15 protein-coding genes and 3 tRNA genes are annotated in these 13,434 nt (G+C 71.0%); 13 read left to right on the forward strand and 5 right to left on the reverse strand.

Annotated elements, in window-relative coordinates; genetic code table 11:
* Nucleotide 1: 1 nt before the first annotated feature.
* Nucleotides 2–358: a helix-turn-helix transcriptional regulator gene (locus FJ658_RS09680; RefSeq protein WP_141145178.1), complete on the reverse strand. Its 357-nt coding sequence runs from the start codon at nt 356–358 to the stop codon at nt 2–4.
* Nucleotides 359–454: 96 nt separating this feature from the next.
* Between FJ658_RS09680 and FJ658_RS09685 the strand changes: the two genes are divergently transcribed.
* From FJ658_RS09685 to FJ658_RS09695, 3 genes are read left to right on the forward strand one after another with little or no spacing between them, the layout of a single operon-like run.
* Nucleotides 455–874: an arsenate reductase ArsC gene (locus FJ658_RS09685; RefSeq protein WP_141145179.1), complete on the forward strand. Its 420-nt coding sequence runs from the start codon at nt 455–457 to the stop codon at nt 872–874.
* Nucleotides 871–2,184 (forward strand): NAD(P)-binding domain-containing protein, encoded by a 1,314-nt coding sequence (locus tag FJ658_RS09690; RefSeq protein WP_141145180.1) that lies wholly within the window; start codon nt 871–873, stop codon nt 2,182–2,184. The genes FJ658_RS09685 and FJ658_RS09690 overlap by 4 nt, the downstream gene beginning before the upstream one ends.
* Before the next feature lie 14 nt (nt 2,185–2,198).
* Nucleotides 2,199–2,681: a GNAT family N-acetyltransferase gene (locus FJ658_RS09695; RefSeq protein ID WP_255447657.1), complete on the forward strand. Its 483-nt coding sequence runs from the start codon at nt 2,199–2,201 to the stop codon at nt 2,679–2,681.
* A 68-nt stretch (nt 2,682–2,749) separates the two neighbouring features.
* Here the strand turns inward: FJ658_RS09695 and FJ658_RS09700 are convergent.
* From FJ658_RS09700 to FJ658_RS09710, 3 genes are all read right to left on the reverse strand, one after another.
* A tRNA-Phe gene (locus tag FJ658_RS09700) sits at nt 2,750–2,822 on the reverse strand.
* A gap of 59 nt (nt 2,823–2,881) precedes the next feature.
* Nucleotides 2,882–2,955, reverse strand: a tRNA-Asp gene (locus FJ658_RS09705).
* A 71-nt stretch (nt 2,956–3,026) separates the two neighbouring features.
* Nucleotides 3,027–3,099: transfer RNA gene (locus FJ658_RS09710), tRNA-Glu, on the reverse strand.
* A 394-nt stretch (nt 3,100–3,493) separates the two neighbouring features.
* Between FJ658_RS09710 and FJ658_RS09715 the strand changes: the two genes are divergently transcribed.
* Nucleotides 3,494–4,723 (forward strand): M23 family metallopeptidase, encoded by a 1,230-nt coding sequence (locus FJ658_RS09715; protein WP_141145182.1) that lies wholly within the window; start codon nt 3,494–3,496, stop codon nt 4,721–4,723.
* 31 nt (nt 4,724–4,754) lie between these two features.
* Nucleotides 4,755–6,002, forward strand: a complete 1,248-nt coding sequence (locus tag FJ658_RS09720) for an NlpC/P60 family protein (protein ID WP_141145183.1) — start codon at nt 4,755–4,757, stop codon at nt 6,000–6,002.
* Between the two features lie 99 nt (nt 6,003–6,101).
* Here FJ658_RS09720 and ppa read toward each other — a convergent pair whose 3' ends face one another.
* Nucleotides 6,102–6,593, reverse strand: a complete 492-nt coding sequence (gene ppa / locus FJ658_RS09725) for an inorganic diphosphatase (RefSeq protein WP_141145184.1) — start codon at nt 6,591–6,593, stop codon at nt 6,102–6,104.
* Between the two features lie 97 nt (nt 6,594–6,690).
* Between ppa and tilS the strand changes: the two genes are divergently transcribed.
* From tilS to FJ658_RS09765, 8 genes are all read left to right on the forward strand, one after another.
* On the forward strand, nt 6,691–7,740 hold the full coding sequence (gene tilS, locus FJ658_RS09730; protein WP_141145185.1) for a tRNA lysidine(34) synthetase TilS: 1,050 nt from the start codon (nt 6,691–6,693) through the stop codon (nt 7,738–7,740).
* A gap of 41 nt (nt 7,741–7,781) precedes the next feature.
* Entirely contained in the window at nt 7,782–8,333 is a 552-nt protein-coding gene (gene hpt / locus FJ658_RS09735; protein WP_141145186.1) for a hypoxanthine phosphoribosyltransferase, read from the forward strand.
* A gap of 122 nt (nt 8,334–8,455) precedes the next feature.
* Complete coding sequence (gene ftsH, locus FJ658_RS09740; protein WP_141145187.1) at nt 8,456–10,474, forward strand: ATP-dependent zinc metalloprotease FtsH; 2,019 nt, start codon at nt 8,456–8,458, stop codon at nt 10,472–10,474.
* 5 nt (nt 10,475–10,479) lie between these two features.
* On the forward strand, nt 10,480–11,127 hold the full coding sequence (gene folE, locus FJ658_RS09745) for a GTP cyclohydrolase I FolE (RefSeq protein WP_141145188.1): 648 nt from the start codon (nt 10,480–10,482) through the stop codon (nt 11,125–11,127).
* Nucleotides 11,124–11,945 carry a dihydropteroate synthase gene (folP, locus tag FJ658_RS09750; RefSeq protein ID WP_141145189.1) on the forward strand — a complete coding sequence of 274 codons (822 nt, stop codon included), beginning with the start codon at nt 11,124–11,126 and terminating at the stop codon, nt 11,943–11,945. Before folE ends, folP begins: the two co-directional genes overlap by 4 nt.
* A complete protein-coding gene (gene folB / locus FJ658_RS09755; protein WP_141145190.1) occupies nt 11,942–12,421 on the forward strand; it encodes a dihydroneopterin aldolase in 480 nt (159 codons plus the stop codon). Before folP ends, folB begins: the two co-directional genes overlap by 4 nt.
* The gene (gene folK, locus FJ658_RS09760; protein WP_141145191.1) at nt 12,418–12,921 is read left to right on the forward strand and encodes a 2-amino-4-hydroxy-6-hydroxymethyldihydropteridine diphosphokinase; all 504 of its coding nucleotides are present in this window, start codon (nt 12,418–12,420) and stop codon (nt 12,919–12,921) included. The genes folB and folK overlap by 4 nt, the downstream gene beginning before the upstream one ends.
* A gap of 2 nt (nt 12,922–12,923) precedes the next feature.
* Nucleotides 12,924–13,400 carry a DUF3180 family protein gene (locus FJ658_RS09765; protein ID WP_141145192.1) on the forward strand — a complete coding sequence of 159 codons (477 nt, stop codon included), beginning with the start codon at nt 12,924–12,926 and terminating at the stop codon, nt 13,398–13,400.
* Nucleotides 13,401–13,434 lie beyond the last annotated feature (34 nt).

Here is a 13,434-nt window from a genome sequence, read left to right on the forward strand (position 1 = left end):
ATCAGACTGTGCGCAGCAGATCGGCGATCTTGTCGAGCGATCCCGGCACGAGCGCGTAGTAGGCCCACGTGCCGCGCTTCGAGCGGGTGAGGAAGCCGGCCTCCATCAGCACTTTGAGGTGATGCGAGACGGTGGGCTGAGACAGACCGAGCGGCTCCTGAAGGTCGCAGACGCACGCTTCCTGGCCGACGTGCGACGCGACGATCGAGACGATCCGCACGCGGGCGGGGTCGGCGAGCGCCTTGAGCGCGCGGGCGACGGTCTCGGCATCGGAGGGGGCGATCGCCTGCTTCGTGAGCGGCGCGCAACAGGCGGCGGCCGAGACGTCGGTGATCGGGAGCAGCTCGGCGACAGGCATGAGGCCATCATGCGCTCATCCATCGACAAATGTCTATATTGACGAACGTCGATGTTCGGGGTCACACTGGCGTTGACCGATCGTCTGGAGGATCCGATGCCCGACAAGCCCACCGTGCTGTTCGTGTGCGTGCACAACGCCGGCCGCTCGCAGATGGCCGCCGGGTGGCTGCGCGAGCTGGCCGGCGACCGCGTCGAGGTGCTGTCGGCCGGCAGTGAACCCGCCGATCAGCTGAACCCGATCGCGGTCGCCGCGATGTCCGAGGTCGGCATCGACATCGCCGACGCCGAGCCCAAGATCCTGACCGTGGATGCCGTCCGCGAGTCCGACGTCGTCATCACGATGGGCTGCGGCGACACCTGCCCGATCTTCCCCGGCAAGCGCTACGAGGACTGGGAGCTCACCGACCCGGCCGGCAAGTCCCTCGACGACGTCCGCCCCATCCGCGACGAGATCCGCGGTCGCATCGAGGCCCTCATCGCCGAGATCGTCCCCGCCCAGGGGGCGACAGCATGACCACCACCGACAGCGCGCCTATCGCGGCGGTCGCGGGCCACCGCGAGACCAGCCTTCCCGTCGTCATCATCGGAGCAGGTCCCGTCGGCCTCGCCGCCGCCGCTCAGCTGCTCGAGCGCGGCATCGAGCCGCTCGTCCTCGAGCAAGGCGACCATGCCGGTGCCGCGATCAGTGAGTGGGGCCACATCCGGCTCTTCTCGCCGTGGCGGCACGTCACGGACGCAGCCTCGGTGCGGCTGCTCGAGGCGCAGGGCTGGACGCCGCAGCATCCCGACGCGCTGCCGACCGGTCACGAGCTCGTGAAGCACTACCTCGCGCCGCTCGCTGCGACCCCGCAGCTGGAGTCGCGCATCCGCTACGGCGTCACCGTCGAGAACGTCTCGCGCGACGGCATGGACCGCACCCGGACCGCCGGCCGCGAGTCGACGCCGTTCCTCGTCCGCATCGACTCCACTGGCGACGAGGACGAGATCCGTGCCCGAGCCGTCATCGACGCCTCCGGCACCTTCTCGACCCCGAACCCGGTGACCACATCCGGACTCGCCGCGCGACACGGCGCCGAGGTCGCCGACCGGCTGACCCACGGCCTGCCCGACGTGCTCGGTCGCGACCGCGCGCAGTTCGCCGGACGCCGCGTCGCTGTCGTCGGCGCCGGGCACTCGGCCGCCAACACGCTCATCGCGCTGCGCCGCCTGGCCGAGCAGGAGCCCGGCACGAGCATCACCTGGGCGATCCGCTCGGCGAACCCGCACCGCGTCTTCGGATCCGACGACGACCAGCTGCCGGGCCGCGCATCACTCGGCGCCGCCACGCGCGAGCTCATCGACGACGGCGCGGTCTCCCTGATCGATCAATTCTTGATCGACGACGTCGAGCCGCGCGACGACGCCGTGGCGCTGGTCGGCAGACGAGACGGAACATCGACGGTCGTCGAAGCCGACGTCGTCGTCGTCGCGACCGGGTTCCGACCCCACCTCGACGGACTCCGCGAGATCCGGCTCCGCCTCGATGACGTCGTCGAGGCGCCGGAGAAGCTGGCGCCGCTCATCGACCCCAACGAGCACTCCTGCGGCTCGGTGCCGCCGCACGGCGTCGACGAGCTCAGCCACCCCGAGAAGGGCTTCTGGCTGGCCGGGATGAAGTCCTACGGCCGTGCGCCGACCTTCCTGCTGCTCACCGGCTACGAGCAGGTGCGCTCGATCGCCGATGAGCTCGCCGGCCGCCACGACGAAGCCCGCCGAATCGAGCTCGTGCTGCCCGAGACCGGCGTGTGCTCGACCGACCTCGCCACCGCCGCCTCCTGTTGCTGATGCGCATTCGCGCCATGGCCGAGGACGACTGGCCCGCCGTCGAGGAGATCTACCGCGCCGGCATCGCCACCGGCAACGCGACCTTCGAGTCCCAGCCGCCCACGTGGGAGCGGTTCGATGCCTCTCGTCGGAGAGAGCTCAGGCTCGTCGCTGCCGACGAGGGCGGCGACGTCGTCGGCTGGGCTGCGGTGTCCGGGGTCTCCGCCAGGCCGGTGTATTCCGGCCTGGTCGAGCACTCCGTCTACGTGCACCCCGGCCACACGGGGCGGGGCATCGGCCGGGCACTCGTCGACGAACTCATCGCGCAGGCGCCGGATGCCGGGGTCTGGACGATCCAGTCGAGCATCTTCCGGGAGAACACCGCGAGCCTCGGGCTCCACGCCAACGCCGGATTCCGAACCGTCGGGACGCGGGAGCGCATCGCGCTCATGACCTACGGGCCGTACGAAGGGCAGTGGCGAGACACGATCCTCATCGAATGGCGCGCTCCGGAATAACGTCGTCGCGACTCTCCGACGCCCCGGGCGGCAACGAAAAAGCCCCCGACTCGCGGGGGCTTTCGCTGTGGCTCCGACCGGCGTCGATCCGGTGACCTTCCGATTTTCAGTCGGACGCTCTACCAACTGAGCTACAGAGCCGAGGGCTCGAGGTGAGCCCGGATGGAGAAGAACCCCTCCAGGAGAGGGGTTCGCTTCCGCGACCCTGACGGGACTTGAACCCGCGACCTCCGCCGTGACAGGGCGGCACGCTAACCAACTGCGCTACAGGGCCTTGCTTGTTGAGTTGTTGCGGTTGCCAACTGTACTGCCTTCTCAGGCTCCGACCGAATCGGCCGGATTCAGTGACCCCAACGGGATTCGAACCCGTGCTGCCGCCGTGAAAGGGCGGTGTCCTAGGCCACTAAACGATGGGGCCGTGCAGTGCGGACGCGATCTGCCGAAGCAGGCGGCGTACCGAACGGCAACCGAGGAGTAAGCATAGGTGGCGCTCGGGCAAAACGCGAATCGAGCGCGAGTCGCCGAATCCGGCGCTCGCGAAGGGCGTCGAGCGCCGGGATGCCGCACCCCAGTTCGGGGGTGGACCGCGCATCCGGGAGCTCGTGCCGATTCCGCGGCGCTCGCGCGGATGTCCCCGGCAACCGCGGCATCCCGGCGTAGTTTCAACCCGACATTGAGGCTTGGCCCCCGACGGGCGTGCCCATCCGTCGTGGAATCCGTGCTGGTCTGATGCCGACACGTGTTGTTACTGTGATTGATGTTGTCAATGTGAATAGCGCGAAGAGGGCGCGATGGCAGCGATTCGGGGACACATGCACGACACGACCGGCCGGGGGAAGGCCGTGACCTGGAGGGGACGCGCACTGCGCGCCCTCGCGGTCGCGACCGCACTGGCGGTTCTGCCCGTCGCGGGGGTCGTCGGCTCGCCGGCTCAGCCGGCGTACGCCGCCGAGTACCCCAGCTGGCAGGACGTGCAGAACGCCGTCGCCAACGTGAACAACGCGCAGGCGCTCGCGAACCAGGTGCAGGCGCAGATCAACGCGCTGAGCGCCGAGGTCACCCGCACTCAGCAGGTCGCCCAGCAGGCCGGCGAGGCCTACGCGAAGGCGCAGGAGGAGTACGACAACCAGGTCGTCGAGACCCAGAAGCTGCAGGGCCAGGCCGACGCCGCCAAGGCCGAGGCCGACAAGGCCAAGGGCGTCGCCGACCGGCTCATCGCCGAGCTCGCGAAGCCCGGCGGCGGCAACCTCACCACGAACCTCATCGCCCGCCCCGGCAAGGCATCCGACCTGCTGAAGAAGTGGGGCACGATGTCGAAGCTGACGGAGAGCTCGAAGAGCATCTTCGATCGCGCCTCCCAGCTGCAGGGCACCGCCCAGTCGCTCACCGACCAGGCGAACACGGCCCAGAAGGAGCTCGACCGCCGCAAGGTCGTCGCTCAGGATGCGTTCACGGCCGCGCAGACGGCCGCCGCGGCCGCTGAGACCGCGCTCGACGCCGAGACCGAGCACAAGGCCCAGCTCGAGGCCCAGCTCGTCGTGCTCAAGGAGCGCCGCGCCGCCACCCAGGCCGACTACCAGAAGGGTCTCGCCGCCCAGTGGGGAGCGGGCGCCGCCGGCGAGGTCTCGCCCTCGGGCTGGGCTCGCCCGGCCGCCGGCCCGATCACCTCGAGCTACGGCCAGCGCTACCACCCGATCTACCACTACTGGCGTCTGCACACCGGAACCGACATCGGCGCCGGCTGCGGAGCCCCGATCTACGCCACGCACGGCGGAACCGTCACCTACTCCGGCTGGAACGGCGACCTGGGCAACTTCATCCAGATCGACCACGGCGACGGCACCTCGAGCGGCTACGGCCACATCGTCAACGGCGGGCTGCTCGTGCGCATCGGCCAGCAGGTCGGTCCCGGTCAGCAGATCGCCAAGGTCGGCACCACCGGCGGCTCGACGGGCTGCCACCTGCACTTCATGATCCGCATCAACGGCAACCTCACCGACCCGGTGCCCTTCATGCGCACGAAGGGGATCTCGCTCGGATGATCCGCACGGGGAAAGGCGGCGAACGGAGCCGATGAATGAACGCAGACGCCCTCGGGGGGCGGCGGCTGCGCTGGTTCTGGCTGCGCTGATCGTCGGACTCCAGGCACCGGTCGCGGCCTCCGCCGATCCCAGCTATCCCAGCTGGGATGACGTGCAGCGCGCCAAGGGCAATGAGGCCGCGAAGGCCGCCGAGATCTCGAAGATCGAGAAGCTCATCCAGAGCCTCGAGACCAAGGATGCCGACCTCGGCAAGCAGGCCTCGGTCGCCGCTGAGAACGTGCTCATCGCGCAGGCGGCGCTCGACGCCGCCCAGCGCAAGGAGGACACCCTCGCCGCGCAGGCGAAGACCGCCGGCGCGACCGCCGACGCCTCGGAGCTGCGCGCGAAGCGCCTGCTCGCCCAGCTCGCCCGTCAGGGCGGCGGCGACGTGACGCTCTCTCTGCTGCAGGGCGACGCGAAGGACACCGAGAAGACGCTCTACAAGCTCGGCATCATGAGCCGGCTCTCCGGCTCGTCGAGCGCCGTGTTCGCGCAGGCCGACTACGACCGCAAGAACGCGGATGCGCTCACCGCCGACGCCGCCAGCGCCAAGAAGGCGCGCGACGCGAAGAAGAAGGCCGCCGCATCCGCCCTCGCCGCCGCGCAGAAGGCGCAGACCGACGTCGAGTCGCGGCTGAAGGTGCAGGACGAGTCGTCGAAGACGCTCTACGCCCAGCTCGCCTCGCTGAAGGACACGACCGCCGAGGTCGAGAAGGCCTACCAGGACGGCCTGGCCTGGGAACGCGCGCAGGAGGCGGCGAAGACCCCGCCGGCCCCGCCCGCATCCGGCAACACCGGCTCGCCGTCGAACCCGCCGGTCACCCCCGACACCCCGCCCGCGCCGCCGGTCACCGGAGTCGTCGACACCGCGATCGCCTACGCCAAGGCGCAGCTCGGCGAGCCCTATGTCATCAACGGCGCCGGCCCCAGCGGCTGGGACTGCTCGGGGCTGACGATGATGTCGTACTCGGCCGCGGGCGTCTCGATCGGCGGCCACGGCTCGAACCTGCAGTACAACTACCTCGCCGCGCGCGGACGCCTCGTGACGCTCGCGAACATGCAGCCGGGCGACTTGCTGTTCTACTCCGACGGCGGCGCCGTGGGCGGCTCGAAGTACCACGTGACGATGTACATCGGCGGCGGCCAGATGATCGAGGCCGCCTACCCGGGCACGAACGTGCGCATCAAGGCCGTGCGCTACGGCGACCTCGTGCCCTACGCCGGCCGCCCCACGGGCTGACCCGCACGGGGCACGACGAAGGGCCTCGGGATGCGCATCCCGAGGCCCTTCGTGTTCGCCGGCGCGACCGGCGCGGGCTCAGTCGCTCAGCAGCTCAGCTCAGTGCGAGCCGGGCACGTAGGCCGCGACGCCGGCCTCGATGATCTTCTCGGCCTCGGCGGCATCGCCCCAGCCCTCGGTCTTGACCCACTTGCCGGGCTCGAGGTCCTTGTAGTGCTCGAAGAAGTGCTCGATCTCCTTGCGGGTGTACTCCGGGATGTCGTTCACGTCCTGGATGTGCGCCCAGCGCGGGTCCTTCGCCGGAACGGCGATGACCTTCGCGTCGCTGCCGCCGTCGTCGGTCATGTTGAACACGCCGACCGGGCGCACCTTGACGCCCACACCCGGGAACAGCGGGTAGTCGAGCAGCACGAGCACGTCGACGGGGTCGCCGTCGAGGCCGAGCGTGTTCTCGAAGAAGCCGTAGTCGGTGGGGTAGACGAAGCCCGTGAAGAGCACGCGGTCGAGGAAGACGCGACCGGTCTCGTGGTCGACCTCGTACTTGTTGCGGCTGCCCTTGGGGATCTCGATGACGGCGTCGTATGCGGCCATGTCGGGGGTTCTCCTCGTTGATCGGAGTCGGTCGGATGCGGGCCCCACCAGCGCGGCACCGGATGCGGCGGCGCGGGAGACGCCCTAACGTTATCCGGTGCCCGATCGACCCCGGCTGACTCCCGCCATCGCCGACACCCGACGGGCGGTGCGGGATGCGCTCGCCGAGCTCCCCGCCGACGCTCTCGTGCTGGTCGCCCTGAGCGGCGGACCCGACTCGCTCGCCCTCGCGGCGGCGACCGCGTTCGAGGCGCCGCGGGCGGGGTTGCGTGCCGGCGCCGTGGTCGTCGATCACGGGCTGCAGCCCGGATCGTCCGCGGTCGCCGAGGACGCCGCGGCCGCGGCGCGCGAGCTCGGACTCGACCCTGTGCTCGTGCAGTCCGTGTCGGTCGCAGGTCGCGGCGACGCCGACCACGACGGGCCCGAGGCGGCGGCCCGGGATGCGCGGTATGCCGCTCTGGCGGAGGCCGCCGCATCCACGGGTGCCGCGGCCGTGCTGCTCGGGCACACGCTCGACGACCAGGCCGAGACCGTGCTGCTCGGGCTCGCCCGGGGATCCGGGGCGACGAGCATCCGGGGCATGGCCGCCGTGAGCGGACCGGCCGGGCTCCACCGGCGCCCGCTGCTCGGCCTGCCGCGCGCGATCACGGTCGCCGCGTGCGCCGACGCCGGCCTCGAGCCCTGGATCGATCCGCACAACGCCGACCCCGCCTACGCCCGCGTGCGCGTGCGGCAGAGCGTGCTGCCCGTGCTTGAGGCCGAGCTCGGCCCGGGCGTCGCCGAGGCGCTCGCCCGCACCGCCGCGCAGGCCGCCGAAGACGCCGACGCCCTGGATGCGATGGCTCGCGAGGTCGCCGAAGACGTCGTCGAGCTCGAGGAGGCCGGCGTCTCGCTCAGCGTCAGCGCGCTCGCGGCGAACCCGGCCGCGCTGCGGCAGCGGCTGATCCGACTCGTCGCGGACTCGGAGTTCCACGTCGCGCTGAGCCGCGCCCAGACGCTCGAGATCGGCCGTCTCGTGACCGACTGGCACGGGCAGGGGCCGCTCGACCTGCCCGGGTTCCAGGCCTCGCGGGCCGGCGGCCGCATCCACCTCATCTCGACCCGCGCGGGCGAGCTCACCGGTCAGAAGCCCCCGCACGACCACTGAAGCCCCGCGCTCGCGCCTCCCGACGCCGTTAGGCTCGGTGCATGGAGACCTCCGACGTCGCGAACGACCTCGCCGAGATCCTCGTCACCGAGGAGCAGATCCACGCCAAGCTCGCCGAGCTGAGCCGGCAGATCGAGGCCGACTACGAGGGTCGCGAGATCCTGCTCGTCGGCGTGCTGCGCGGCGCGGTCATGGTCATGGCCGACCTCGCGCGCGAGCTGAGGGCGCACATCGAGATGGACTGGATGGCCGTGTCGTCCTACGGCTCGGGCACCAAGTCGAGCGGGGTGGTGCGCATCCTGAAAGACCTCGACAGCGACCTGACCGGCCGCCACGTGCTCATCGTCGAGGACATCATCGACTCGGGCCTCACGCTCTCCTGGCTGCTCGAGAACCTGCGCAGCCGCGGCGCCGCGAGCGTCGAGATCTGCGCTCTGCTGCGCAAGCCCGATGCCGCGAAGGTCGAGGTGGATGTGCGCTATATCGGCTTCGACATCCCCAACGACTTCGTCGTCGGCTACGGCCTCGACTACGCCGAGAAGTACCGCAACCTGCGCGCCGTGGCGGTGCTCGCGCCGCACGTCTACAGCTGACCCGCGCGCGCCCAGCAGAAGGCGGGTGCGCCTCCGGCGAACACGCAGGGGTCGCAAAGACGCGGAGCGTTACTCTGACTTCCACGTATTCCTAGGAAGGATGCGGGCACAGCCCGCACAGCATGGACTTCAAGCGCATCTTCCGCGGGCCGCTGATCTACATCGTGCTCGGCCTCGTGGTGCTGCTGATCGGCTTCAATCTGCTGAGCAGCACCGGCTACCGCGACATCCCCACGCAGGACGGCATGAGCCTGCTCGCGGGGAACAACGTCAAAGAGGTGAAGATCACCGACGGCGAGCAGCGCGTCGACCTCACGCTCAAGAAGGCGTACGAGAAGGACGGCACCGACTACGGAACGCAGCTGCGCTTCAACTACGTCGAGGCCCGCGCCACCGATGTGAAGGATGCCGTCGACGACTCCGGCGCCACCTACAGCGACGAGGTGCCGCAGACCAACTGGTTCATGAGCATGCTCAGCATCCTGCTGCCGTTCCTCATCATCGGCGTCATCTTCTGGTTCCTGCTCTCGAGCATGCAGGGCGGCGGCAACCGCGTCATGCAGTTCGGCAAGTCCAAGGCCAAGCTCGTGAGCAAGGAGAGCCCGAAGGTCACCTTCGACGACGTCGCCGGCAGCGACGAGGCCGTCGAGGAGCTGCACGAGATCAAGGACTTCCTCAAGGACCCGGCCAAGTTCCAGGCCGTCGGGGCGCGCATCCCCAAGGGCGTGCTGCTCTACGGGCCTCCCGGAACCGGCAAGACCCTGCTCGCCCGCGCCGTCGCCGGCGAGGCCGGGGTGCCGTTCTACTCGATCTCGGGTTCGGACTTCGTCGAGATGTTCGTCGGGGTCGGCGCGAGCCGGGTGCGCGACCTCTTCGAGCAGGCCAAGCAGAACTCGCCCGCGATCATCTTCGTCGACGAGATCGACGCCGTCGGCCGCCACCGCGGCGCCGGCCTGGGCGGCGGTCACGACGAGCGCGAGCAGACCCTCAACCAGCTGCTCGTCGAGATGGACGGCTTCGACGTGAAGACGAACGTCATCCTCATCGCGGCGACGAACCGTCCCGACATCCTCGACCCGGCGCTGCTGCGCCCGGGCCGCTTCGACCGCCAGATCGGCGTCGACGCCCCCGACCTCAAGGGCCGCGAGAAGATCCTGTCGGTGCACGCCAAGGGCAAGCCGATGGCGAAGGGCGTCGACCTCGAGGTGCTCGCCCGAAAGACGCCCGGCTTCACCGGCGCCGACCTGGCGAACGTGCTCAACGAGGCCGCGCTGCTCACGGCGCGCTCGTCGGCGCAGCTCATCGACAACCGCGCCCTGGATGAGGCGGTCGACCGCGTCATGGCCGGCCCGCAACGTCGCACCCGCGTGATGAACGACAAGGAGAAGCTCATCACCGCGTACCACGAGGGCGGCCACGCTCTCGCGGCGGCGGCGATGCGCCACACCGACCCGGTCACGAAGGTCACGATCCTGCCGCGCGGCCGCGCCCTCGGCTACACGATGGTGCTGCCCCTCGAAGACAAGTACTCGGTCACTCGCAACGAGCTGCTCGACCAGCTGACCTACGCCATGGGCGGTCGCGTCGCCGAGGAGATCGTGTTCCACGACCCGACGACGGGCGCCTCGAACGACATCGAGAAGGCCACCGGCATCGCCCGCAAGATGGTGACCGAATACGGGATGTCCTCGGACATCGGCGCGGTCAAGCTCGGTCAGTCGCAGGGCGAGGTCTTCCTCGGCCGCGACATGGGCCACCAGCGCGACTACTCCGAGGACATCGCCGAAAAGGTCGACGCCGAGGTGCGCACGATCATCGAGGCGGCGCACGACGAGGCCTGGCAGGTGCTCAACGACAACCGCGACATCCTCGACAACCTCGCCCGCGAGCTGCTCGAGAAGGAGACGCTCGACCACGAGCAGCTGGCGGCGATCTTCGCCGACGTGCGCAAGCTGCCCGAGCGCCCGCAGTGGCTCTCGTCGTCGAAGCGCCCGCTGAGCGATCTGCCCCCGATCGAGATGCCCGCCAAGGCCCCGATCGACCAGGGCGCCGTCGACGGCGGCGTGGACAGCGAGGCCGGCGCGACCAAGCCGAAGCGCGCGCCGCGCCCCACCGGCAACCCCGGCCTGTCGCCGGCCTGAGCGACATGGCGATCGACACCGGGCGCATCGAGGCGGCCGTGTCGGAGCTGATCCGCGCGATCGGCGACGACCCGGACCGCCCCGAGCTGGCATCCACGCCCGCCCGGGTGGCGACCGCCTACACGGAGTTCTTCGCCGGCATCGGCGTCGACCCGCTCGAGGTGCTCGGCGACCCGACCGAGATCGACCTCGGCGCGGGCGAGACGGGCGAGATCGTCGCGCTGCGCGACATCGAGTTCCGCTCGGTGTGCGAGCACCACCTGCTGCCGTTCACCGGCGTCGCGCACGTCGCCTACCTGCCCGACCAGCACGTCGTCGGCCTCGGCCGCATCCCGCGCGTCGTCGAGGTGCTGAGCTCGCGGCCGCAGCTGCAGGAGCGGCTGACCGAGCAGATCGCCTCGGCGCTCGACGCGGGCCTCTCGCCGCGCGGCGTGCTCGTCGTGATGGATGCGCGGCACGCCTGCGTCGGAGCCCGCGGGGTGCGCCAGTCGGGCAGCTCGACCGTCACGGTCGCGAGCCGCGGCGAGCTGCGCGATCCGGTCGCGCGCGCCGAGGTGATGGGGATGTTCGCGCTGAGCCGCGGGGTGGATGGCGTCGGTGCCGCGCCGGCCGCGCCCGCTGCGCCCGCCGCGGGTGCCGGGAGCGACTCGTGAGCGTGACCGTTCCGCAGATCCTCGGCATCCTCAACGTCACGCCCGACTCGTTCAGCGACGGCGGCTCCTATGCCGAGACCGCCGCGGCCGTCGAGCACGGCGCGCTGCTGTTCGAGCAGGGCGCCACGATCATCGACGTCGGCGGCGAGTCCACGCGGCCGGGCGCCGACCGGGTCGATCCCGAAGAGGAGCGGCGGCGCATCCTGCCGGTCATCCGCGAGCTGAGCGACCGGCGCATCCCGGTCAGCGTCGACACGGTCAACGCGCGCACCGCCGCCGAGTCGATCACCGCCGGAGCCGTCATCGTCAACGACGTCTCGGGTGGCCTCGCCGACCCGGCCATGGCCGAGGTCGTCGGCGACGCGGGCGTGCACTTCGTCGCCATGCACTGGCGCGGCGGCACCGACGTGGATGCGCGCTACGGCCACGTCGTCGCCGAGGTGCGCGATGAGCTCAAGCGCCGCGTGGCCGAGTTGGCCGTGGCGGGCGTCGACCCCTCGCGCGTGATCCTCGACCCCGGTCTCGGCTTCGCCAAGAACGCGGAGCACAACTGGCAGCTGCTGCGCGGGCTGGGCGACCTCGCCTCGCTCGGCCACGGCATCCTCGTCGGGGCGTCGCGCAAGCGCTTCCTCGGCGGCGTCGTTACCGAGGGCGCGACCGTGCTCGACCGCGACCTGCCGACCGCCGTCGTCAGCGCGCTGTCGGCGCAGGCCGGCGCCTGGGCCGTGCGCGTGCACGACGTGCCGTCGACCCGCGTCGCCCTCGACACCTGGGCCGCGTGGCAGAACGGCGGCGTGGATGCGGAGAACCGGTCGTGAGCGGAGACCCCGGCGCGGCACCGGCGCACGCTCGCCCGGCGGACGCCCCGCTCGACAGCATCCGCGTGACCGGACTGCGTGCCTTCGCTCACCACGGCGTCTTCGAGCACGAGCGCGTCGACGGGCAGGAGTTCGTGATCGACGTCGAGGTGCGACTGCCGCTCGGACCGGCCGCCGGCGGCGACGACCTCGAGCGCACTGTGCACTACGGCGAGCTGAGCGAGGCCGTCGTCGAGGCCGTGCGCCGCGATCCGGTCGACCTGATCGAGACCGTCGCCGAGCGCATCGCCGGCGTCGCCCTCGGCTTCCCGGCCGTGCACGAGACCGTGGTGACCGTGCACAAGCCGAGCGCGCCCATCCCGGTGCCCTTCGACGACGTCGCCGTCACCATCACGCGGCGCCGCGCGCCGGCCGCCCCCGCCGCCGGAGCCGCCGCCCCGACCATCCCTGCCACGACCCCCGGAGGAAGCGAATGACCGAGGTGCCCCGCACCGCTGTGATCGCGCTCGGCGCGAATCTGGGCGAGCGCGAGCAGACGATCCGGCAGGCCGTCGCGCAGATCGAGTCGACCGAGCAGATCGACGTGCTCGCCGTCTCACCGCTCTACGAGACGACCGCGATCACCCTCGACGGGCCCGACCCCGACAAGCCCGGCTACCTCAACGGCGTCGCGCTCGTCACGACGACGCTCGACCCGGAGACCCTGCTCGACGTGCTCGAGGGCATCGAGCGCGCGCACGGGCGCGAGCGCACCGAGCGCTGGGGCGATCGCACCCTCGACCTCGACATCGTCGACTTCGGCGGGCTCACGCGCGACTCCGACCGGCTGACGCTGCCGCATCCCCGCGCCGCCGAGCGCGACTTCGTGCTGCGGCCCTGGCTCGACATCGATCCGGATGCGCAGCTGCCCGGCGAGGGCCGGGTCGCCGAGCTGCTCGCCCGCCTCGACCGCTCCGGCTCCGACCGGGACCGCTGAGGATGGGACGCACCACCGTCGGCGCCCTGATCGCGCTCGGCGTGATCGGCGGAGTCGCCGTCTTCCTGCTGCAGACCGCCGTGGTCGCGGTGGGCGGCGCGCGTTACGAGCCGGCGCTGAGCCTGCCGATCGCGCTGGTCGTGATCGGCGTGATCGTGATCGCGATGGCCGTGCCGATCTTCCGCACCACGCGCGGTCACAGCGAGCGGCGCGTCGAGCCGCTCCTCGCGGCCCGGGTCGCGCTGCTGGCCAAGTCGAGTTCGCTCGCCGGCGCGCTGCTCGTCGGGGGCGGCCTGGGACTTGTGGGATATCTGCTCACGCGCTCGGTCGCCGGGGTAGGGTCGATGGCCATGGCGCTCGCCGCCCTGGGCGGTGCGATCGTGCTGCTCGTCGCGGGACTCGTCGCCGAGTTCCTCTGCACCGTTCCCCCGAACGACGACGACGAGCACGGCTCGCCCTCCGGCGGGGCGCGCGCCTAGAGCCACCCTGCGGGGAGTGCCACGAGCGCCGACC

The sequence above is a fragment of the Schumannella sp. 10F1B-5-1 genome (assembly GCF_006517535.1).
Classification (GTDB): Bacteria; Actinomycetota; Actinomycetes; order Actinomycetales; family Microbacteriaceae; genus Schumannella.